Annotated in this window: 14 protein-coding genes; 12 read left to right on the plus strand and 2 right to left on the minus strand. The window is 37.0% G+C overall.

The features are described 5' to 3' along the window. The first annotated feature begins 3 nt into the window (after window positions 1-3). From WC623_RS17870 to WC623_RS17890, 5 genes are read left to right on the plus strand one after another with little or no spacing between them, the layout of a single operon-like run. Window positions 4-1,290: a RagB/SusD family nutrient uptake outer membrane protein gene (locus WC623_RS17870; RefSeq protein WP_372853588.1), complete on the plus strand. Its 1,287-nt coding sequence runs from the start codon at window positions 4-6 to the stop codon at window positions 1,288-1,290. A gap of 33 nt (window positions 1,291-1,323) precedes the next feature. Then, the gene (locus WC623_RS17875) at window positions 1,324-2,253 is read left to right on the plus strand and encodes a phosphodiester glycosidase family protein (RefSeq protein WP_372853590.1); all 930 of its coding nucleotides are present in this window, start codon (window positions 1,324-1,326) and stop codon (window positions 2,251-2,253) included. A 24-nt stretch (window positions 2,254-2,277) separates the two neighbouring features. After that, window positions 2,278-3,582 carry an IPT/TIG domain-containing protein gene (locus tag WC623_RS17880; protein WP_372853592.1) on the plus strand — a complete coding sequence of 435 codons (1,305 nt, stop codon included), beginning with the start codon at window positions 2,278-2,280 and terminating at the stop codon, window positions 3,580-3,582. 59 nt (window positions 3,583-3,641) lie between these two features. Continuing rightward, the gene (locus tag WC623_RS17885; RefSeq protein ID WP_372853595.1) at window positions 3,642-4,511 is read left to right on the plus strand and encodes an endonuclease/exonuclease/phosphatase family protein; all 870 of its coding nucleotides are present in this window, start codon (window positions 3,642-3,644) and stop codon (window positions 4,509-4,511) included. Window positions 4,512-4,515: 4 nt separating this feature from the next. After that, on the plus strand, window positions 4,516-6,474 hold the full coding sequence (locus WC623_RS17890; protein WP_372853597.1) for a phosphodiester glycosidase family protein: 1,959 nt from the start codon (window positions 4,516-4,518) through the stop codon (window positions 6,472-6,474). A 52-nt stretch (window positions 6,475-6,526) separates the two neighbouring features. Here WC623_RS17890 and WC623_RS17895 read toward each other — a convergent pair whose 3' ends face one another. Further along, window positions 6,527-7,483 carry a hypothetical protein gene (locus WC623_RS17895; RefSeq protein ID WP_372853599.1) on the minus strand — a complete coding sequence of 319 codons (957 nt, stop codon included), beginning with the start codon at window positions 7,481-7,483 and terminating at the stop codon, window positions 6,527-6,529. Between the two features lie 75 nt (window positions 7,484-7,558). On the opposite strand from WC623_RS17895, the gene WC623_RS17900 reads away from it, so the two are divergent. The 5 genes from WC623_RS17900 (at window position 7,559) to WC623_RS17920 (ending at window position 15,876) form a co-directional block, all read left to right on the plus strand. Further along, on the plus strand, window positions 7,559-8,143 hold the full coding sequence (locus WC623_RS17900) for an RNA polymerase sigma factor (protein WP_372853601.1): 585 nt from the start codon (window positions 7,559-7,561) through the stop codon (window positions 8,141-8,143). 69 nt (window positions 8,144-8,212) lie between these two features. Then, window positions 8,213-9,430: a FecR family protein gene (locus tag WC623_RS17905; protein ID WP_372853603.1), complete on the plus strand. Its 1,218-nt coding sequence runs from the start codon at window positions 8,213-8,215 to the stop codon at window positions 9,428-9,430. Between the two features lie 169 nt (window positions 9,431-9,599). After that, a complete protein-coding gene (locus WC623_RS17910; RefSeq protein ID WP_372853605.1) occupies window positions 9,600-13,253 on the plus strand; it encodes a SusC/RagA family TonB-linked outer membrane protein in 3,654 nt (1,217 codons plus the stop codon). A gap of 16 nt (window positions 13,254-13,269) precedes the next feature. Next, on the plus strand, window positions 13,270-14,619 hold the full coding sequence (locus WC623_RS17915) for a RagB/SusD family nutrient uptake outer membrane protein (protein ID WP_372853607.1): 1,350 nt from the start codon (window positions 13,270-13,272) through the stop codon (window positions 14,617-14,619). A 27-nt stretch (window positions 14,620-14,646) separates the two neighbouring features. Continuing rightward, on the plus strand, window positions 14,647-15,876 hold the full coding sequence (locus WC623_RS17920; RefSeq protein WP_372853609.1) for a TlpA family protein disulfide reductase: 1,230 nt from the start codon (window positions 14,647-14,649) through the stop codon (window positions 15,874-15,876). Between the two features lie 80 nt (window positions 15,877-15,956). Here the strand turns inward: WC623_RS17920 and WC623_RS17925 are convergent, their stop codons facing one another. Beyond that, on the minus strand, window positions 15,957-18,260 hold the full coding sequence (locus WC623_RS17925) for a glycoside hydrolase family 95-like protein (RefSeq protein ID WP_372853611.1): 2,304 nt from the start codon (window positions 18,258-18,260) through the stop codon (window positions 15,957-15,959). Window positions 18,261-18,505: 245 nt separating this feature from the next. On the opposite strand from WC623_RS17925, the gene WC623_RS17930 reads away from it, so the two are divergent. Together WC623_RS17930 and WC623_RS17935 are read left to right on the plus strand one after the other, a co-directional pair. After that, window positions 18,506-21,667 (plus strand): SusC/RagA family TonB-linked outer membrane protein, encoded by a 3,162-nt coding sequence (locus WC623_RS17930; RefSeq protein ID WP_372853613.1) that lies wholly within the window; start codon window positions 18,506-18,508, stop codon window positions 21,665-21,667. A 19-nt stretch (window positions 21,668-21,686) separates the two neighbouring features. Beyond that, window positions 21,687-23,336 carry a RagB/SusD family nutrient uptake outer membrane protein gene (locus WC623_RS17935; RefSeq protein ID WP_372853615.1) on the plus strand — a complete coding sequence of 550 codons (1,650 nt, stop codon included), beginning with the start codon at window positions 21,687-21,689 and terminating at the stop codon, window positions 23,334-23,336. Window positions 23,337-23,365: the final 29 nt, after the last annotated feature.

Below are 23,365 nucleotides of genomic sequence, written 5' to 3' on the forward strand. Positions count from 1 at the left end.
AAAATGAGTATTCGTTATAAAATATTGAACGTAATTATTGCAGCATCAGTTTTATTTTCTGGCTGTGGTAAGCAACTCGACTTATATCCCCACTCTCAGGTTGCAACAGAGAGTCTAACTGAAAAAGATATCGAAGCCTTTTTAAATGGGGTTTATAATATGGTACAAAATACACCTACCAACTCTTCCTATGTGATGTTTGATATCATTGGAGGTAATCTTGTTAGGGGTGGAGCATCAGGTTTAGGTGGTTATGGAGAGATGATCAATGACATTCTTCAACCTGAGAATGGAAACATTGCTGCACAATGGAATGGTTACTATTCTGCCTTATATCAGGTAAACAATCTCTTGGTATCCGCATCAAAACTTGAGAATGCACAGCGTAAAGCAGAAATAACCGGAATCTCGCATTACTTTAGAGCTTACATTTATTACAATCTGGTTACTCGTTGGGGAGGTGTTCCGATATTGAACGAGAATACGACTGAGAAGAAAGCGAGAAACAGCGAGGCTGAAGTATGGAGTTTTATTGAAACGGAACTGACAGCGGCTATTGATAACGCACCTGCTTTTTCAAATTATTATTATGTTTCAAAAGACGCGGCAAAAGCATTAATGTCAAGGGTAAAGTTAGCACAGGGCAAAAAATCTGAAGCTGCGGTTTTAGCAGAGGAGCTCATTACCTCAGGAAGGTATCAGTTGGATGGGTTTGAAAAGATTTTTCGTGCACAACAGAATTCTGAAGTTATCTTTTCCTTGTTGAATCAAACTGTCGAATCTGGTATCAACTTAAGTGTTTTGTTTTATACTTATGCACATCCGGTAAGTGGAAGTTATAATTATAAACCAACCCCAGAAGTTATGAACCTTTTTGGTGCAACAGATACCAGGAAGGCTATTTCTGTAGATACTTATTCTGGCTTAGATGTGATCAATAAGTATCCGAGTGGACAGACAGGTACAGATCCAATCATTGTTTCACGTTTAGCAGAGATGTACCTGATCAGCGCAGAAGGGCAAGGCTTGGCTGGATTGAACAGATTAAATGAGCTTAGAGCTAAGCGCGGGCTTACAGCTATATCTCCTGTTGGAGAACCAGCTTACCTGGATGCAGTGCTTTTAGAGCGCCGAAGAGAATTGCTTGCTGAAGGCTTTAGATGGTATGATCTGGTGCGGTTAAATAAAGCAAAGCAGGAAATTGGATTAACAGAAGCGCAGCTGAAATTACCAATTCCAACGAGAGAATTGCTGTTAAACACTTTACTGGAACCTAATGATGGTTACTAATCAGGTAATAGATTTCAATATAATATTTAGAGAATGAAACAAATTAGAAATATAGTTTTACTGCTTCTGAGCTTTTCTATTGCAGTAGGATGTAAAAAAGATGCTGAACCAAAAAAGGTTTTAGATCATAGTTTTTCAGTCATCACTAAACTGCTGCTTGAAAAATCAGGAATTGTAAGCGAGGTATATAAAGATACAACCATTGTAATTGCAAAAGGAGTAGAAGAAACAGAAGTCCACTTTTTAAAAATGGATGGTTATACGACTCATGCTTATATTTTAAAAGTGGATCTTAAAACACCAGGCTTATCAGCTAAAGTCGCAACTCCCTATGACTCCCCTGCATATGGTGGGCAAACCATACCTGAAATGGCTAAATATCTTGAAGATGCAAATCATAAGGTTTTAGCAGGCACAAATGGCGATTTCTACGATATCGCTAACTTCGTTCCAAGAGGACCTTTGCATAAAAATGGAGTAGTATTAAAAGGTACATTTACTGGAACTGCTGCACTGGCTCAACAAGCACTTAGCTTTATTGGTATTCTGGATGATGGGAAGCCATATATAGGTTATAAGCAGGAATACGATACTTATAAAAGCCGACTAAAAGAGGCTACTGGAGGTGGCGTATTATTGATGAAAAATGGCGAAAAAGTTAACAATAGTCAGTTCGGTGCATTGGATCCGAGGATAGCAATAGGTTATACTTCTGATCAGATCATGTATTTTGTGGTGGTGGACGGACGTGATTTTTACCATTCTAGTGGAGCAACTTATGCGGATTTAACGGGTATTTTCTATGCTTTGGGAACTGAAGCAGCTCTAAATCTAGATGGTGGGGGCTCAGCGACAATGATGATCAGAAACCCATTGGCAGATGTATGGCATGTAAAGAACCATCCAACAGATGGGCGCCCAAGAGCGGTGTCTAATGGCTGGATGATTATAGCTACACCTTAATTGTTTCACTTTAATTTTAAGAACATGAAGAATAAATTTTTATTATTCGCATTAATCATATCTATAGCATTCATTTCTTGTCAAAAGGACAATACCTATCTGGCAACGTCAGATGAATTGCTCATCACATCGATCTTTCCCTCATCAGGTTTGGAAAAGGATGTTATTATTATTACTGGACGTAATTTCTCAAATAAGAATGAAGAGAATGTTGTTAAATTCAATGGAATACAAGCTATAGTATTAGAAGCTAGCAGCTCTAAATTAGAAGTTGTTGTACCTCAAGGCGCAACTACAGGTAAAATCAGCATTTCAGTCAATGGGAAAGAATTAGAAGGTCCCTTGTTCAACCTAATCTCAGCCGTATCTGCTTATATTGTAAGTACTGTTGCGGGCAACACTACTTTTGGTTTTATTGATGGAAATGGTTTAGATGCCAGGTTTAGAAATCCAGACGGTGTATTAATGGATTTAAATGGTAATGTGATCATTACAGATCGTACCAATCACAGTATCAGAAGTATGACACCACTTGGTGTAGTTACTACATTGGCTGGAAACGGACTTTCTGGATACGCTGAAGGAAAACCCGGACAGTTCAAAAGTCCATGGCAGTCAACGATTGATAAGGATGGGAATATCATTGTAGTAGAGAAAGATGGTGCAAGAATTAGAAAGATTGCAGTTGATGGAACGGTAAGCACTATAGCTGGTACAGGTGTTGTTGGTTTTCAGGATGGAGCAGGAGCGAAGTTTAACAATCCACTTGATGCCGTCGTAGATAGTCATGGAAATATCTTTGTAGTTGACAGGGACAATAAAAGGATCAGAAAGATTACCTCATCGGGGATAGTAAGTACATTTATTGGTGATGGTACGACTAATATTCTTAAAAATCCGATAGCACTTGCCATTGATATTAATGACAATATCTTCCTTTCTGATGCTAATATCATTAAGAGGATTACGCCTGCAGGTAGTATGAGTGATGTAGTTGGAAGTGTGAAGGGGTATGATGAAGGAATTGCAGGACAACCATTAACGGCAAAGCTCGGCGATATCTTTGGGCTTAATTTTGATAAGTTTGGAAATCTGATTTTAGCCGATGCTTCCAATCACAGAATTAGAATGGTAAAACCTGGATCTGGTAATGATTGGAGTACTGCAACAGTTTCAACAATTGCAGGAAATGGTATCGCTGGTAAGCAAGATGGTTTGGGTAATGTTGCTGCATTTAACAATCCTTATGATGTTGTAGTAGATACAAAAGGAGATATTTATGTTGCAGACAATCTCAATAATAGCATTCGGAAAATAACCTACAGGTAATCACTTTTTGATACTGGGAACCAATTATTGGTTCCCAGTGTTGTTTCAAACCAAAATTTATGAGAACAAAATTGCTATGCTTGATGCTGTATGGTGTATTCTTATTACCAACCACATATGCTCAGACTACTAAATCCTTGCTTAAAGTATTGTCTTATAATATTCAGGAAGGATTGAAGAAAGACACTGTTAAGAGAAAAACTTTTATTAAATGGGCTAATAAAGTTGATGCAGATGTTATTGCCTTACAGGAGGTAAACCATTATACTAATGCTGATCTGGAAAAACTGGGTAAGGAAATGCGCTATCCATATACTGCTTTATTAAAGGAAAGAGGATATCCCACAGCTCTAATTTCCAAATACCCAATCCACAATGTGAAACATGGTACGGATCAAATGTTGCACGGTTATCTTTACGGACAAATCAAAGGCTATCATTTTATTGTTCTTCATTTAAATCCTTTTGACTACCAGAAAAGAAATAATGAGCTTACCCAGGTATTTACACAAATCAATGCTTTACCTAAAAAGGCTAAGGTGTTGATAATGGGAGATTTCAATAGTTTTTCGCCCCAGGATAGCTTGAATTACAATTATAACCAAAGAAAACTTGAGATGCTGGTTAAGCACGAAGCATCAAGACCAAATATTAAAAATGTTAACAATGGGAAATTTGATTATTCTGTAATTCAGTTTTTACTATCGGGAGGTTTTGTTGATTCCTGGAAACTCATGAATCCCCGATCTTTTGAGAAAAGTGCACCTACGCCAGTTATGAAAGCAGATCCGGATCAATATGTAAGGATCGACTACATCTGGACCAGCAATCAACTTGCAAAAAAAATTGTAAAGGCAAATCTTATAAAAGATGAAGTAACTGATCGGCTATCCGATCATTATCCTATGATATTAACACTAAAAAAATGAAATTATGAAAAAGTTTAACCATTTCTTTTTATTGATGTTATCGATCGGTCTGATGCCGATCTTAGGCTGTGAAAAAATTATTGAGGCGGGTTTGGTTTCTGAGGATACCAGTTTAAATAGATCCGCCTCATTGTTGACAGGCCCTTATAATTCTGATATTACAGGTCAGATTGTTGACTATTCAGGGAAAGTTGCTGAAGTTTATGAAGATGTTTTTACACAGATTGCTAGTGGAGTAGATGAAACAGAAATCAATTTTAAAAACACTGATGGCGACACTATCCGGGCATTTATTACCAGAATAAATCTGAGTACACCCGGTTTGTTGTTACGAACGGCAACTCCTTATGATCGTGAACCGAGTCTTAACACGACAACAGGTAAAAATCATGTTCAGGTAATCACTGGTATGGGCAAACATATTCATTATGGTAGTCAGAAGGTACTCGCTGGCATAAATGGCGATTTTTACGATGTATCGAATAATATTGCCCGTGGCCCGGTACATCGTAATGGAGTAGTCTGGAAAGATAGCTTTACTGGTAGTCCCACACTTCCCCAGCAGGCTTTGTCATTTGTCGGAGTACGTGCTGATGGAACTCCTTTTATTGCAGGTAAAAGCGAGTATTTAGCAAATAAGAGTAGTTTAATGGAAGCTACAGGTGCTGGAGTTTTACTGATTCAGAATGGACTGGTTGTTGACAACTCTGCCTTACCACAATCGGCTGGTGAACCCCGAACAGCAATTGGTTATACTGCTGGAAATCTGGTATACATGCTGGTGGTAGATGGGCGTGCTCCTGGTTATTCCATGGGTGCAAGGTATTCGATGCTCTCTGCAATTATGAAAGCTTTGCAAGTAGAAAATGCAGTTAATTTAGATGGTGGAGGTTCAAGTACTAAAATGATAAGAATGCCTGTCGCAGATACATTGAAAGTAATCAATCAACCATCAGACATTGCTGGTGCAAGAGCAGTTGCCAATGGCTGGATTGTTGTGGCAAATTACCAGGTCAGTACTGTTGCAGGATCAACTACTTATGGTTTTGTTAATGGAACAGGGGCAGCGGCAAGGTTTAGAAATCCAGATGGTGTAGTTATTGATAATCTAGGTGATATCATAGTGACAGATAGAACAAATCACAGTATCAGAAAAATGACCCCTGCAGGGGTGGTTACCACAGTCGCTGGCAATGGTATTGCAGGATATACGAATGGTATACCAGGTCAATTTAATTATCCCTGGCAATCTGCAATAGATGCAGCTGGAAATATAATTGTTGTAGAAAAGGATGGAGCCCGGATAAGAAAAATTGCAACAAATGGGAGTGTAAGTGCAATTGCAGGAACAGGTATTGCCGGATTTTTGGATGGTACAGGAGCAAAGTTTAATAATCCTTTGGATGCTGTGGTTGACAGTTATGGAAATATTTTTGTAGTAGATCGTGATAATAAAAGGATCAGAAAAATCACTACTTCAGGAGTAGTGAGCACATTTGTAGGAGATGGAACAGTCAATATACTTAAGAATCCAATTGCACTGGCAATAGATCTGCAGAACAATCTGTATGTTTCGGATGCCAATACGATTAAAAGGATTACTCCTTCAAAGGTGATTACGAAGATTATAGGTGATGGTATTAAAGGTTTCAACGATGGAAGTAAGGGACAACCTTTAACTGCTCAACTTGGAGATGTTTTTGGTCTTTGTTTCGATACTAAAGGGCGGTTATTTCTTGCTGATGCTTCTAATCATGTTATACGAAAGGTAACTCCAAGTACAACGGGCGATTGGACAGGGGCTATTGTGACAACAATTGCAGGAACCGGGACAGCAGGTAAGCTAGATGGTTTAGCGAATTTGTCGAATTTCAATAATCCATATGATGTAGTTGCTGATGCATCAGGACGAATTTATGTAGCAGATAATTTAAACAATTGCATTCGTAGAATCAGTTATTGAATTTTCTTTAGAATCACGTTTGGATGTTATAATAAGCAACATCCAAATGTGATTATTTCATTTCAATGAGCTGACTAACAACTTTACCATTCCAAAGGTATTTTTCTCGTGTTTTCTTTTCTTTATAAGTCAATTTCTTTTGATCAGGATCAATTACTTCGCCAACTACTATATCTTTAATAATTAGGCTTTGATCAAGGCCATGCTCTGAAGGGAACAACAATTTCTCTTCATGATAAAATACGCCCGCATCACTAACATTACTCTTGCCTGGCAAGTCTACAAATCCACTGCCTGTCCAACCTACATAATGGTAATTGGTAGGGATGCCACAGGCTTCACCAAAAAATCCCATTCTATAAATTGCTAGTAGGCCAGATAATCCCATATTATCTAAAATCTTGGCTTCAGTAAAAGTTTGTCCATTTTTAGTAATTAAAAAAGACGTTTGACCAATAATATTAAAGGGGGTACCAGGCTTTCCAGAGCTGGTTAAAACTTTGATTTCACATTGAGAAAGGTATGTTTCATCATTAGATCGGTTAGGGTATTTGTTTAATCCATACATCCATAACTTACGGTCTTTATCATTGTTAGAGCCCAAAGCTAAAAGACCTAACCAAATAAATCCAGAGCGTTTTTTTTTACCAACAGTATATTCTACTTTATGCCAAGGCGCATAAAAGTCTTTGATCAACATGTTATTGTAACCTTCGCTTTTGATGATTACATTCGTTCCGGCGGTTACAGAATCTAAGATAATTCCTTTTAAACTAGGGTAATCACGTATATACGCTATATCAGCAAAGACCCGTGCTGTATCATTTAATTTTTTATTCCAGAGGTTAAACTCTTCTGCTACAGCATAAGCGGCAGGTCGGTCCTGTGCTTGTACGCTAATAGAAACAATGAAAAGGAAGGCAGCAAATACTTGTTTTAACATGGCGCAAAGAAACAAAAAAAATGAGTTTGTACCATGATCGTCATTCTGAAAGGTATAATTAACCATTTTTGGCGTTATTAATTAAAAACATTGCTTAATATTGAATTTAATTTTTAGTGTTTTTTTAAGGGGTAAAAGGATATGGTTTTATATGGTTCGTATGCAGACGCGCAGCTCGTCAACCTGGTTAAATCGGGAGATGAGATGGCTTTTGACGAGACCTATAAACGATATTGGAAGAAACTTTATAGTGAGGCTTATAAGCGCTTAAGAAATGCAGAGCTTTGTGAAGAAGTGATACAGGATGTATTTGCTGATTTGTGGGTAAAACGCAGTGAAAAACAAATTAATGAATTGTTTCCATATCTGTTGACTGCAGTTCGTTATCAGGTTTATATGCTTTATAAAAAAGGTAAATCCATGCCGGTTTTCGAAGAACCACTCGAATATATGGCACAAGAATCATTGCAGGCAGATTCGTTGTTTTATGAAAAAGAACTGAAATCATCTATTGAGAGCTGGTTGGCCTTACAACCTGAAAAACGTAGGGAAATCTTTAGAATGAGGTTTATGCAGGAGTTAAGTACCCGTGAGATCAGTGAAATCCTTGGGGTATCACAAAAAACAGTGCAAAATCAATTGCTTACCGCTACCGCAACTTTAAGGGCGGCATTGGGTAAAATAATTACGATATCTGCAATTATCATGGCTGTAAAGGCAAATTAAAAAATATTTTCAATAGGCATAGGAGATTAGTCTTTTATGATATACTGTATATAAAAGGTTTTTTGTTTTATGGCACATCCTACAAAAGAGGAATTTCTAGAAATCACTGATAAGTATTTGAACAATACAGCATCTGTAGAAGAAGTTGAAGTTGTTGAGGCTTATTATCAATTATTTTCGACGGAACCTGAAGTTCTGGAAAAGATAGCTGAACTGGGGCTGGATCCACTAGAGAAAAAAATGAGGGCTAAGATTAGTGAAAGGATAAAAGAACTGGAAAGGGTAAATTTACCGGGAACAAGAAGTTATCAGTTATGGTATCGTCTTGCAGGTGCTGCAATTGTATTGATTTCTTTAAGTGTAGGCCTTTATTTTTATGTAAATCGTTCATCACAATACAGTGCAATGAACATTGTAGCAGAAAATGATATTAAACCTGGTAAAAATAGCGCTGTTTTGACACTTGCAAACGGTAAACAAATTTCATTAACAGATGGAATTGATGGTAAGATCGCAGATGAAAAAGGTACTGCAATTACAAAAACAAAGTCGGGACAATTGATATATGATATTTCTGAATTACAAAGAGATAAGCCTGAAGTAAGTTTTAATATGTTGACTACTCCAAAAGGCGGACAGTTTCAAGTTCAACTTCCTGATGGAACTATAGTTTGGTTGAATGCTGCATCAGTAATAAAATTCCCGACTACATTTTCTGGTATGCCAGAGCGTAAAGTCGTGTTGAGTGGTGAAGCGTATTTTGAAGTGGCTAGGGTTGCTGTAAAAGGAGCAGATGGAAAGCATATAAGCATGCCTTTTATAGTGGAAACAGAGAAACAGCGTGTTGAAGTATTAGGTACTCACTTTAATATTAATGCCTATCATGATGAAGGGAGTGACAATACAACCTTATTGGAGGGGTCTGTTCGTGTCGCTATGCTAAATTTGAAAGGAGAAAAGTCTGCTCAGGTTATTTTAAAACCTAATCAGCAATCAGTTTTAACTACTAATGGTATTCGTGTAAATCAGGTAGATGCAGAACAAGCCGTTGCCTGGAAATCTGGTCTTTTTATGTTTGAGGGGGAAAGCCTGGACTATATCATGAAAAAGATTGCAAGGTGGTATGATGTAGATATACATTTTGAAAATGAGGAATTAAAGCAAAAAATATACAGTGGAAGTTTTTCGCGTTTTACCAATGTGTCTCAGGTATTACAAAAGATTGAATTGACCCATACTGCCCGTTTTAATGTTAAGGGAAGAAAAATCACTTTGTATAAATATTAAATATTCACAAAACAAATCATATGAGAGAAAGCTACAAAAGAGACCCTTAACTAAGTTATCAGAAATTCCATATAAAAAAACCAGCATCAGACGGCCATCCGATGCTGGGAAATAGTTTGGAATGTTATCAATAAATTTTCAGGATTATCAACTTAACCAAACCAATCAAATGTATAAAAATTATATCAGAACCTTAAATGGTATGCAGCGTTGCATACCTAAAATTCTGCTTGTTATGCGATTAACCACCATTTTACTTTTTCTAGCTGTAATGCAGGTCAGTGCCATCGGCTTTGCACAAAGAGTAACTCTTAATCAAAAAAGTACGACACTTAATCAGGTGTTTAAGGAAATACGTAAGCAGACAGGGTATAATGTTTTCTGGGAACAAGATCTTTTAAAAAGATCAATACCTATAAAGGTTGAATTTAATAACACTCCGTTACAGGAGGTAATGGAGAAATGTCTGGAAGGAACAAATCTTACCTACGCGATTCAAGATAAAACCATTGTAATTCAGAAAAAGGAAACTTCCGTTTTTGATAAAGTTCTTGATTATCTCAAAAAGATAGATGTAAGAGGTAAAGTAACTGATGAAACCAATAAACCATTACCTGGGGCTACAATTAGGGTAAAGGGAGCATCGAATGTAGTGTTAACTAATAACAATGGCGAGTTTTCACTAAAAGATGTACAGGACAATGCTATTTTAACCATATCTTATCTTGGATATGAACAAAAGGAAGTAGCCGTAAATGCAGGATCTTTTATGTTCGTTAAATTAGTTCCTTTATCACAAAGTCTGGATCAGGTATCTATTATTTCAACCGGTTATCAAAACTTAAAAAAATCACAATTAACCGGAGCTTATTCGACAATTAATAGAAGTACTTATCAGCAAAGTGTTCCTGCCGATGGGAATATCATCAGCAATATGGAAGGCAGACTTGCTGGTTTGATGCTGAATGTCAATCAGTCTAGAAGTTCCTGGGAAGATCCTAATAATACCAGTCCTTTTGCGATCAGAGGAGTATCCACATTTCAGGCCATTAAAAAACCGCTTATTGTGCTAAATGGTTATCCGACTGAAGTTGATATTGAATCTATTAATCCTTACGACATAGAATCGGTAACTATACTCAAAGATGCAGCTTCGGCAGCAATTTATGGCGTTCGTGCCTCTAATGGTGTAATTGTTATAAATACAAGGAAAGGTGTGTTTGGAAGGCCAAAAATTAACTTTACTACTGCTTTGACCTATAAGCCAAAACCCAACTACAATAAGCTTAATTTGTTGAAGGGCCGCGGGTTTATTGATTTCGAAAGTGCATCAGGTTTAAATGATATTGAGAATAATTTCATATCTAAAGACTATATAGATATGGTAAATGGTACATATACGCCTGTTTTTAGTATTACAGACGACCTTTATAATGGTAAAATTACTCAAGAGGAAGCTGATAAAATGTACAATGAATTGGCTTCATATGACAATACAGAGGATTATAAAAAACTATTCCTTCAAAACCAGGTTTTTCAAACCTATGATTTGAATGTAAGCGGAGGGGGTACTAATGCTACTTATTTCTTTGGGGTAAATCACCAGGATAACAAGTTTTTACAAAAACGCTCAGGCTTTAATAAAACAAATATTAATTACAGGGGTACATTTGAGTTTTCTAAAAGAATAAATCTGGATGCACAAACAATCTATTCAACCAGTAATTTAAAGAGAGCTAGCGTTCCTGCATATACAGAGTTTAAACCTTATCAACCATTTTTTAATGCTGATGGAAGTCCTGCCTCTTCTTATTTTGCTCCGTTCAATGAAAATTACTATGGTTTTGGCACTAGCTATGGTACAATCAGTGCTGCAAGAAATCAGGAAAACATGGCTTTGGGATTGTATGATCAGACGTATTATCCTTATGAGGAAATGTTTGAAAGCAATTCAGAGATTAAAAGTGAAGTTTATCGTGTTCAAGGTAATTTAAAAATTAATCTTTTGACTGGACTTAATCTGGAATTGGGCGGTGTGTATGAAAGAGAGCAAGATAAAATGACTTCTTCTGCATCAGAACGAGCTTATGGAACAAGGATTATGCTTAATTATTTTGCAAAAAAAGATCCTGTAACCGGAAAACCAATATTTAGTATTCCACAAGGTGGGACAAATAAAATAGAAAATTCAGATATTACTTCTTATACTTTAAGAGCCCAGCTTTCTTACAATAAGGTGGTCGGTAATAGGCATGATCTATCTTTCTTAGGAGGCATAGAACAACGTAAAAATACCAGTTCAACTAAATTGAATACAGTATTCGGTTATAATAGCAATACCTTGACTATTAAACCTGCAGATTTAACGTTATTGGGGAATGCTAATTATTATCCTGAGTTTACAGATGTAATTGTATCAGGCTTGGAAGGGTTTGTATTTGATCAAACTACTTTTGAACAATTTTTCAATGAAATTTATGGTGATGATCGCTTTTTGTCATATTATGCTAATGGAGCTTATACCTATAATGACAAGTATACCCTTACTGGAAGTTTAAGGATTGATCAATCGAACTTGTTTGGTGAAGATCCTAAATTCAAATATACTCCTCTGTGGTCATCAGGTATTTCCTGGAATATCAGGAATGAAAATTTCTTGAAAGATGTAAAATGGATGGACGAATTGAAGTTACGTGTAGCTGCAGGATATAATGGTAACATCAAGAAAGGAAGTGGACCATTTAATTTACTTACAGGTAGCATTAATAATTACGTGCCTAATCCTGTTGTGGGATACGGAATATCTGCACCAAGGAATAATGGGTTGAGATGGGAAAAAACATTTAATTTTAATGCAGGATTGGATTTTGGTTTGTTTAATGGCCGATTAGCAGGTGCTGTAGATTATTACATCAAACGTGGAACGGACATTTTTTCACCGATTGAATCTGATCCAACCAAAGGTTTTACCAATCTGTTAACAAATAACGCAAGTATAGAGAACAGAGGGGTCGACCTGAATATTTCTTCATTGAATGTTAAACAAGGTAAATTTTCATGGAGAACACAGGTTACTGCATCTTTCAATAAGAGCAAAGTACTTAAGGTGAAAAATACATACAGAGGCTTCTTTAATTTTACAAGGGCAGGAGGAGCTGAAAATATTGAAGGTCATCCTATGAATTCAGTATTAACATTGGATTATATTGGTTTAAACGAATTGGGGCAACCAATGGTTAGAGATGAAAATGGTAATCCAGTTGTACTTAGTTTTTCACCACAGGTAGATGTACCGCTAAGCGCTATGAAATTTGCAGGAGTAAATGATCCAAAATATGCGCTGGGTTTTAATAACCAGTTTGGATTAGGAGATTTTAGTCTCTCTGCACTACTAATGTATTATGGCGGACATGTAGGTTTGATCAAACCACCTTCTATTTTTGATAGCAGACCGCAATATGGTACACAAAACTTCTGGAAAAAGGCTGGAGACGAGGCTTATACCAATGTCCCTGGATTTGGTGGCGCTTATGGAACCCCAGAGTACATTGGTACAAGAACTGGTTATGAAAATGGGCAGCAGTTTGTTCGTAAGCTTGATTATATAGCTTTAAGAAACATCACTTTAACTTATAATATGCAAGATAAGGTGTCTCAGAAATTCGGTTTAAGTAATACAAAGCTGATATTTCAAGTACAAAATCCAGGGAAATATGTTTTTAGTGGAAATGATGTAGATCCTGAAACATTGGATTTTATTTCTGGTAGAAGAGGATTGCCCTTAGTGCCATCCTTTACATTTTCATTATCAACCAATTTTTAATTAAAAACTGATGAATATGAAACTTAATAAAATACTATATATACTAGCAATTCCGGTACTGTCAATGGTATCATGTAAAAAGTTCCTTGAAGTAAAACCTAAGGGGGTGATTATAGCTGAAACTCTTAATGATTTTGAAGGCGTTTTAAATGGAGAGGGGATTGTTAATCCTTTTGGACAGAATAATTTGATCATTTACCCTACGGATGATATCAAAGACCTTAGTTTTAATCCGCAGAGCCAATCTTCACCTAAAGGGAATTCTTATTTTTGGGTAGAGTATATTAATAACAATAGTGTACGACCTGATCTTTGGGCAGATTTGTATAGCCGTATTGCCAACCTGAATGTAGTAACTGAAGGTGTTTTATCAGCAACAGATGGTACTGAGCAACAAAAGAAACAACTATATGCAGAGGCTATGGTAGCAAAGAGTTTCAATTACTTTCACCTGCTCTCTTTTTTCTCCCCGGCTTACCACAAGACTACAGCAGCTACGGATTATGGTGTACCTTATGTAAATACTACAGACGTAAGTAAAGATGTACCTGCACGACCTACTTTACAAGTTGCTTATGACCAGCTGATCAATGACCTTATTACTGCCGTTCCTGATTTGCCGGAGGTAAATATTAACAATACCAGGGCAACAAAAGATGCTGCATACGGGATGTTAACTCGTATTTACATGAGTATGGGAGATTACATAAATGCTGAAAAATACGCAAACCTGGTATTAGGCTCTGGAAAAGCTAAAATTGTAAATTATAGTACTTATTCTGGTAGTATTTTACCTGCCACGAACAGTAGTCCCGAAGAATTATGGGTGAGATATGCAAACAATCTTTCTTTTACCTATTCAAATGAACTGTTAGCTAAATATGATTTAAATAATGATTTGAGAATACGTCTGCTTTCTACAAAAAAAACTGATGGATCATACAGTTATGGTAGTCTTCAGGCTTATAATCCAAATCGTGGGATCACTTATGCAGAGATTTACCTTGACAAAGCAGAGTGTCTTGCTCGTGCAGGAGACATCGATGCTGCCCTTGATATCGTTAACAATACCATTAGAAAGAATAGGTTTATGCCTAATCAATACACAGCTTTAAATGCAGGTACACCAGGAGCGGCTTTAACCGCAGTTTTGGAAGAAAGAAGGAGAGAGCTGGCTTTTAAAGGATTGCGTTGGAGTGATATGAAACGTCTGGATAAAGAAGGTAGAATGCCGACAGTAGAACGTGTTGCAAATGACGGAACTACAGTTATTGCTACACTTAAACCCGGGAGTACTGCATATACTTTTCAAATTCCTTTAATGGTACAAAGTTTTAATTCAAACATGCCCTTAAACAAGAGATAAAAATCAATTAAACATAAAACAATCAATATGAAACCAATGAAAATTAAGTGGACTGGCATTGCTTTGTCCTTTTTTTTGCCCACAATAACTATGGCTCAGGCCGTATTTATCCTTTCTGGTAAGGTTGGTAATTTAAATTCACCAGCTAAAGTTTATCTTTCCTATTACTCATTTGAAAATAGTAAGTATATGCAAGAGATCCTGCCTTTGAAAAATGGCACGTTTTATTATAAAGGAACAAATCTTAAACAGCCCTTATCTGTAGAGTTAGTTGTAAGTCATGATGGCAGTAGTTTAAATGATTTAAAGAATAAGTCTTTTAAGCTCGATGAAACACTTGATCATATGGATAAGTTGACGTTTTATGTAGAAAATGGCAAAAATACATTAACTGCAAAAGATTCAATTCGTAAAGCTGAAATAGCTCCTTCCAGGATTGAATTAGAAAGGAAGCAATTTGAGGCCTTTGTTAAAACAGCTCAGGATAAAATGAAAAACTTAAATTCTAGCTGGACAGCACTCTCAGATGCTAAAAGATCGGGGAATCAGATTGACGAATTGAAATATCTAAGTACCTTAAATGATCTGCTTTTAGCTGAGCAAGATTATGCGGGTATATGTGTACTTTATGCAAAGAAATACCCAACTAATTTTTATGCAGGTGTTGCATTGAGAAAGGCCCTGTCAGGTGCAGATAGATTTGGACGCATACATGACCAAAATTTGCAAAATGATGCACTTATGGTAAAAGAGGCTTATCATCTTTTAAGTCCGGCTATAAAGAAAACAAATCCTGCCGAATCCGTAAAGTATAGTCTCGATGATTTGGATGCAAGAAGGGTGAATGTTAAGGCAAAAGATTTTGTTCAAAATACTGTTGATGATAAGCCTGTTGGAATATCTGATTTTAAAGGGAAATATGTGTTTGTAGATTTTTGGGCTTCCTGGTGCGGTCCTTGCAGAGGAGAGAATCCAAATGTATTAAAGGCCTACAATATGTACAAAGATGCAGGTTTAGAGATTTTAGGTGTGTCGTTCGATGATAAGAAAGAGGCTTGGATAAAAGCAATAAAGGAAGATGGAATGCCTTGGACACAGATTAGTGCTTTAAAAGGATTTGAGAATGAAGCAGCTAAGATTTATAAGATACAGGGAATTCCTTCCAGCTTATTGATCAATCCTGAAGGAGAGATTATCGCTTATGATCTGAGGGGGCAGAACCTGGAAAAGAAATTGGCTGATGTTTTTAAAAAATAAAGCGGCCATAATTTCGTAATCCTTTTAAATACAAAGAGCCTTAAAAATGATTTTAAGGCTCTTTGCATTGCATCCAATAATTAATATTTTAAAGCAGGTAAAAAGTCGTCAACTTTCCAATCCTGGTTTGTTTGCAGTTGTTTTCCTTTCTTTACACCAAATGGCATTGTTAAATCGCTGTTGTGTTTAACAGGTGCTAACAAAGCTGGTTTATTTTTTTCGTTTACAAGCCAAATCGAAGCTCCAGCTTTTAAATTGATAAGTATTTCATCATTTCCCCGTTTTTTTATGCTATAATCAGCGGATGCTTTTGCTTTCAATAAATTCGCATCTCGTGTCTTCAATACAAATGCTTCCCCAGTTTTGCTTTTTATGCTAATCCAGTTGGTCTGACCATCTTTAAACACAGCACTAACCAGGTAACCGCCTTCAGCTCTTAAATCACTAAAAGAAGCATCCTTCCAGCTTGAAGGCAATGCAGGGAATACCCTTATCTTACCTTCCCAGCTTTGCAAAAGTAATTCCATTATTGATGTTGCTCCACTTAATGGCGTTTCAATCACTTCGTTCCTGCCTTTACTTTCAGTGTAAAATGTATTGCTGTGGAACTGGCTGATCCCTGTTTTACCAGTTAAAAGCTGTTGCATATTCTTCAATGCATCATCACCTCTTCCAAGAGCAGCAAATAATGAAGCAGCTCCGGTAAAAGAATAACCAGCAAGACCTTTCCCATTTTCGATCTTATGCCAATGGTCTACAGATTTATCCACCAGCAGACTGTCTTCTTTTTTATCCGGGTTTAATTGGAAGAAAGGATATAAAGCCAATAAATGGGAGTAATGCCTATGTGACATTTCCAGAGCCTGATCGCTGCCAATCATTAAACCATTTTCATCAACAGGATAAGCAACCAAATTGGCCAATATCGATTTCCATTCTGCAATTTCTTTGCTATGGCTATTACTATTGGCTGTTGTTTGTATTATTGTGTTTAGTAGCCAACGTAAATTTGCAAGGTTATAGTTGGTGTTTGCAAAAGCAGCACTTTCTTTATACTCCGGAGATTGCATGGCTTTTAATTGGATTTCTCCATTTGCACCTTTTACCATCTGTTCTTTATAACAATCAAGAATACGTAATGCCTTTGGCAACCATTTCTCCTTAATAGCTTTTGTGTCACCAGCATAAGCATATTGCTTCCAGTAATTATGCATAGTCCAACATAAATCGCCCAACTTCTGCCCGCAGAAACGACGAATTAAACTCTCAAAATTTTCGTCAACAATGGTTATCATATTCTCTCCGAGTTCTAAATGATTGCTGGTGTAGACCGGAGAATAAGTGAGCTGTATATTTAAGTTCCACCACATACCTGGCCATGCCGATGTTTTGTAATAAGGGCCGAACAGATCAAGTGCCGGACCATCTGGTCTTGATGCAGTAGCCATTTTATACAATTGTATCCAATAAAATGCCTCTAGTCTTGCATCTGGAATACTTAAAAAAGATTGTTTATAAAAGTCATGCCACCAACTATAATGCTCCTTTTTTACAACAGGTACTGCAAGTTTTTTTATGGCTTTAATGTTATCCATAGCAGTTTTTGCCGATTGGTTAGTATTTGGAATGTCATTAGCTATACTTACAAATAATGTACTGCTATTATTTGTGTTGTTCTTTAGCTCATTCCAAACAGTTGCATAGTCGCCACCCGCCAGTAAAGGCTGAGTACAAATTTTAAAATCATCTTTAGTACTCAGCTTTGGATCAGGATTCTTTTTATAATTCAACGATTCTTTAGCCGTTGGATGTGTGAAAACTCTTGGTGAAGTGGGGTTGCCGGGAATAAAAGCCCATTTGTAGTCTAAACTTGATTTTTCATCTTTTTCAGTAGACTTAACTTCAATAAGCTGAACCTCATGCTGGTGGGGAACCAATGCCTTAAAATGAATCTTACCAGCTGTTGTTTCAATATCACCTATTATTTCTGCATTCCAAATATCTTGTTTAATCGTTCCGGAAATAATTTTGCCAGCAGGTTTTAACAATAGTTTACCTATTGGAAGTCTGCAGAAATCATAGACAACTAGTGCTCCTTCTACACCAAAAGATGTTTTTTTATCAGGAGCTTTTCTGTGGTCGGTAACATCAGTTCGGCCTAAACTAAAAACTACGCTATTATCATCTTTAGAAACATATACCATCATTCCCGTGATTCCATTTCCAGTAAAGGCACCTTCATTCCACTGTAAGGGCAAGTCTTCCCAATAAAGACTTTGTTTAGCCATGAAATCTGGCCAATTAATATTGCTGGTAGGCTTACTTATTTGGGCATAGCAAAGCGTATGTAGCCCACAGAATAACATAAAGAGTATTGCTTTCATATTTATTTTCCGGTTTAATGTAGGTTTTAAAGGTGATGAAGGTACTGAGTTTAATGATTTACGACTTTAGGTTTTGGTGATGTTCATTTAGAAATTGATGAATTATTAAACTTTTTCGTGTAATAGAGGCAAATAAAGGGCTAATCCAAAGTGATAGCATTTTAAACAATACCTAAATCCATATTGATGAAAGTGCTATAAATTAGTTTTTGTCAATGAACCGAATATTAAAACCAGAAAGATTTATGAAACGATTTTTGCTACTATTAATCATTGTTGCGGGTAACCTTACGCTCTACGCCCAAAATACAACTACAAAAGGAATTGTGTCTGATGCCGCAGGTGAGCCACTTGTGGGTGTAAGTGTGTCTGTAAAAGGAACAGAAAAAGGGAGATCAACTGGGGTTGATGGTAGTTATACTATAATTACCACTAATCCCGATGCTATATTGGTTTTCTCTTATATGGGATTTAAAACTACAGAGGAACCTGTGAAGGGCAGGGCTGTTATTAATGTAAAACTTGCTTCCGATACCAAAACCATGAATGAAGTTGTGGTAATTGGTTATGGAACTGTAAAACGTAAAGAGCTGACAGGTGCCATTTCTTCTGTAAAAGGTGAAGAACTGAGCAAGGTGCCGGTACAGAACGTTGCCAGTGCGCTGGCCGGACGTATTGCAGGGGTGCAGGTTGCTGCCTCTGATGGTACACCTGGCTCAAATCCATCCATCACCATACGAGGTGGAGGTTCAATAACACAAAGTAATGAGCCATTATATGTTATCGATGGGATTCCTCAAACGAACGGACTGGGTTTTCTTGATCCGATGGATGTGGAAAGTATGGATGTATTAAAAGATGCTTCTGCTACCGCAATATATGGTGCCAGAGGTGCAAATGGGGTAATTTTAGTCACTACAAAACAACCAAAATCAGGTAAGCTGGCTTTATCCTACGATATGTATTTTGGTGCTAAAAACATCACGAAAACACTTCCTGTTTTAAATCCATATCAGTATACTATGTTGCAATATGAAAAAACGCTGGGTAATCTTACTGAAGAAGCCAAGTTTTTAAGTAATTATGGCGCATTTTCTGATCTGCAAAGCTTATATGGAGATAAAGCTGGTGTAGACTGGCAAGATGAATTATTTGGAGGTACGGCCAATAGCCAATATCATAAATTTGGTGTTGGAGGTGGAAGCAAGGAAACTCGCTTTAATTTCTTTTATTCTCATAATAATGATGAGGGGATTATGCTGAATAGCGGTTCCAAAAAGAATGTTGCCAAATTAAACGTAACGCATAATATTGGTGATAAGTTAAAGGTAACAGGGATTTTAAACTATTCTGATCAAAATACTTTTGGGGTAGGTACCAGGGAAGGCAGTTTTAGGTTTAACCAGTTACAAAATGTTTTTCAATTCCGACCAACATTTGGCCTGAAGGGTACAGATGCAGATCTTATTGGAGCAGAAGAAGATCCTTATTTAGAGGATGATAGTGGTAATGTATTGCAAAACCCAATCGTCAATGCCCTTTCTCAGCAAAGATCCTCAGCAAATAAGATTCTCAATTTAAATGCTTCTCTAGATTACAAGCTGTTTAAGAACATTACTTACCGAGGTTTGGTGGGTTTAAGAAATTCAGGTACAAAAGCTAAAATATTTAATGATTCACGTTCTGTAAATGCGAAACGTTCAGGTGGGCCAAATGGTTCGATTTCTCAATCAGATAGGAATGACTGGAATTACAGCAATACTTTAACTTACTCTAATCTATTTAATAATGTGCACAAACTGGATGTACTGGTGGGACAGGAGCAGTTGTATTCCAAATCAGAAAATTTTAGTGCCAGCTCAAATAGGTTTCCAGAACAGACTTTAGGATTAGATGATTTGTCGCAAGGTGTTTTACCTGGAATCCCAACATCCTTTTTAGAAGATGAAAAAATGTTTTCCCTGTTTTCAAGAGCTAACTATACTTATAAAGGAAAGTATATCTTTTCTGCAAGTTTGAGAGCTGATGGTTCTTCTAAATTTGGGTCAGATAATAAATATGGATATTTCCCATCTGGTGCATTTGCCTGGAGGGTAATTGAAGAAGAGTTTATGAAAAAGATGCCTGTTGTGTCTGATTTGAAATTGCGTTTAAGTGTTGGTGTAGCTGGAAATAACCGAATTCCTAATTATTTGTCTCAGGCACTTTTCCAGTCGGGTTATTATCCTTTGAACAATGAGAATGTAATTGCTGTGGGTTCGAGAACATTGCCTAACCCGGATTTGAAATGGGAAAAAACCCGTAGTCAAAACATTGGTTTGGATGTAGGCTTTTTTAATCAGCGAATACAGCTAACTGTTGACGCTTACGATAACCGCACAAGCGATTTGTTATTGAACGCCGATGTCCCAAATCTTTCGGGTTACAGTTCCATGTTGATCAATGTTGGCTCTACAAGTAACAAAGGGATTGAATTTACTTTGAACACCATAAATATTAAAGATGCGGGCGGTTTTAGTTGGAATACCACATTCAATATGGGCTTTAACAAAAATAAAGTGATTTCATTGACCAGTGGAAGTGAATTTATGTACGGTGCTGCGAGTTGGGGTGGATTACAGGAAAAAGACTATATCATACGTGTTGGTGGTGCAGTAGGGAAAATGTTTGGTTATCAATCTAACGGGTTATATCAGGTAAATGAGTTTGATTTCAATCCTGCTACTAATGCTTATACATTGAAGCCTGGAATTCCTTTTGATGCGAACAACGTTCCAAAACCAGGATTTTTAAAACTGGTTGATCAGAACGGAGATGGTAAGGTAAATTCAGATGATAGGGTAGTGATTGGAAATGCGAATCCAAATTTTATTGGTGGTATGAACAATACGTTTTCTTTTAAAGGTATTGATCTTAGTATCTTTTTAAACTGGTCGTACGGGAATGATGTGTATAATGCAAATAAACTGGTTAATAGTCAAACACATTTGGATTATAGAAATGCATTTGGATATATCACTAACCGCTGGACAAGTATTGATGCAGCCGGACAAAGGGTAACTGATCCGGTGGTATTGGCAGCTCTTAATGAGGGTAAAACAATTCCTGTTTACAATGGTGCGGGTACAGGCTTAAGGCTTTACGACCAGATGATTGAAGATGGCTCATTTCTGCGTATCAGTAACATAAGTTTGGGTTATACCTTACCAAAAACATGGTTGTCTAAAGTGAAAGTTTCAGGGGCAAGAGTCTATGTTACAGGATATAACCTGCATACGTTTACCAAATATTCAGGTTACGATCCAGAAGTAAGTACTGCTAACAGTACTGGCCTTACTCCAGGTGTCGATTTTGGTGCCTATCCAAGAACCCGTTCTTTTGTTGCGGGTGTTAATGTTTCTTTTTAAAATTTAAGACTGTAAGATCATGAACAAATATTATAAAACTACCGCTATCAGAACTGTTAAGTTGATGGTTATTGCTTCAGCTATATTAATTATGCCTACTTCATGCAAAAAATGGCTGGAAGAAAAACCTACTTCATATTATTCTGCTGATACTTTTTTTAAAGATGCTAATGAAGCTAAAATGGCCGTATTAGGAATTTATGAATCGATGTCTAGTCCAACTACTTACGGATTCTATATGTCATTGGTATTCGATATAGACTCTGATATTGCACAAATGGATGGTACGGGCTTAAGCAATGACCCTCGTGTTGCAGCTCATTATGCAATGACACCGGTGCATATTTACGTTGCAGAGTCCTGGAAATTGCTATATCGTGGAATAGACAGAGCTAATCTGGCGATTGAAAGGATTCCAGAGATGGACCAATACAAAAATGGTACAGATGCCCAGAAAAAAGACCTTGCCCGTTTGTTGGCAGAAGCTAAATTTTTAAGGGGACAGTATTATTTTGACCTGGTAAGATTATTTGGGGACGTACCGATGAAACTAAAGCCTACAGCAGCTACAGACGACCTGCAATTGCCAAGAGTAGACCGTGAGTTGGTTTATGATCAGGTATTTAAAGATATGAATGAGGCTATTCTGGATCTGCCATGGGCTTCTCAGAAGCCTGTGGATGAGCGAATCAGTAAAGGGGCAGCAAAGGGGATGTTGGCCAGAGTAGCGCTTTATAGGGCTGGTTACTCTTTACGGGCAAACGAGCAGATGGAGCGCCCTGCTAAATACAAAGACTATTATGCGATCACTTTAAAAGAAACCAAAGAGATTATGGAATCTGGTGAGCATGTTTTAAATTCAAGCTATGAACAGATTTTCAGAAACCATTGTAAGCTGATTTTGGAGCCTAAGGAAAGTATGTATGAAGTAGCTTTGTATAATCTGGATGGTGGCGCTACAAACAGTGGTGTTATTGGTACCTGGAATGCTCCGGTTGCAGCAGATAAAAATCCTTACGGAAGGGCTAATTCATTTTACAAAACTACTGCTTTATTCCAAAAAAGTTATGTGGCTGGTGATTTGAGAAGAGATGTTGCGGTAGCAACCTATCAGCTGGATATAAATGCAAATAAGATAGAGTTTACCGGAACCAATGACTCCAAATGGGCACCGGGAAAATGGAGACGCGACTGGCAGAATACCGGGCCAAAAGATCTTAACAATACCGATATCAACTGGACTTTGTTACGTTACTCAGATGTATTGCTAATGCGTGCTGAAGCTGAAAATGAGATCAATGAAGGACCTAATAACGAAGCTTATCAGGCTGTAAATATGGTAAGAAGAAGAGGATTTGGTAAACCGTTGAACACTATTGATGCTGTGGCTGACCTTCCGGCAGGATTAGATAAAGGAGCATTTCTTGCTAAACTGCAATCAGAACGTGCATACGAACTTTGTTTTGAAGGTACCAGGAAATCTGATTTGATCAGATGGAACATATTGGGTTCAAGCTTAAGGGCTGCACAGGCGGCACTAAAAGTTTACAGAACTAATTATCCTTTTGTAGCTGGAACCAATTTTGTAGACAATAAACATGAGCTTTATCCGATCCCAGCTGGTGAACGTGATTTAAATCCTAACTTGTCACAGAATCCTAAATATTAAAGATAGGTAAGTTAATTTTTTACAGGTTT

The organism is Pedobacter sp. (assembly GCF_041645105.1).
In the GTDB taxonomy this organism is placed as follows: domain Bacteria; phylum Bacteroidota; class Bacteroidia; order Sphingobacteriales; family Sphingobacteriaceae; genus Pedobacter.

Excerpts from the sequence above, each read along its gene's own strand:
- WC623_RS17935 (WP_372853615.1), top strand. The coding sequence starts at position 21,687 with ATGAACAAATATTATAAAACTACCGCTATCAGAACTGTTAAGTTGATG.
- WC623_RS17905 (WP_372853603.1), top strand. The coding sequence starts at position 8,213 with ATGGCACATCCTACAAAAGAGGAATTTCTAGAAATCACTGATAAGTAT.
- WC623_RS17915 (WP_372853607.1), top strand. The coding sequence starts at position 13,270 with ATGAAACTTAATAAAATACTATATATACTAGCAATTCCGGTACTGTCA.
- WC623_RS17885 (WP_372853595.1), top strand. The coding sequence starts at position 3,642 with ATGAGAACAAAATTGCTATGCTTGATGCTGTATGGTGTATTCTTATTA.
- WC623_RS17875 (WP_372853590.1), top strand. The coding sequence starts at position 1,324 with ATGAAACAAATTAGAAATATAGTTTTACTGCTTCTGAGCTTTTCTATT.
- WC623_RS17925 (WP_372853611.1), bottom strand. The coding sequence starts at position 18,260 with ATGAAAGCAATACTCTTTATGTTATTCTGTGGGCTACATACGCTTTGC.
- WC623_RS17890 (WP_372853597.1), top strand. The coding sequence starts at position 4,516 with ATGAAAAAGTTTAACCATTTCTTTTTATTGATGTTATCGATCGGTCTG.
- WC623_RS17920 (WP_372853609.1), top strand. The coding sequence starts at position 14,647 with ATGAAACCAATGAAAATTAAGTGGACTGGCATTGCTTTGTCCTTTTTT.
- WC623_RS17895 (WP_372853599.1), bottom strand. The coding sequence starts at position 7,483 with ATGGTTAATTATACCTTTCAGAATGACGATCATGGTACAAACTCATTT.
- WC623_RS17910 (WP_372853605.1), top strand. The coding sequence starts at position 9,600 with ATGTATAAAAATTATATCAGAACCTTAAATGGTATGCAGCGTTGCATA.
- WC623_RS17930 (WP_372853613.1), top strand. The coding sequence starts at position 18,506 with ATGAAACGATTTTTGCTACTATTAATCATTGTTGCGGGTAACCTTACG.
- WC623_RS17880 (WP_372853592.1), top strand. The coding sequence starts at position 2,278 with ATGAAGAATAAATTTTTATTATTCGCATTAATCATATCTATAGCATTC.
- WC623_RS17870 (WP_372853588.1), top strand. The coding sequence starts at position 4 with ATGAGTATTCGTTATAAAATATTGAACGTAATTATTGCAGCATCAGTT.
- WC623_RS17900 (WP_372853601.1), top strand. The coding sequence starts at position 7,559 with ATGGTTTTATATGGTTCGTATGCAGACGCGCAGCTCGTCAACCTGGTT.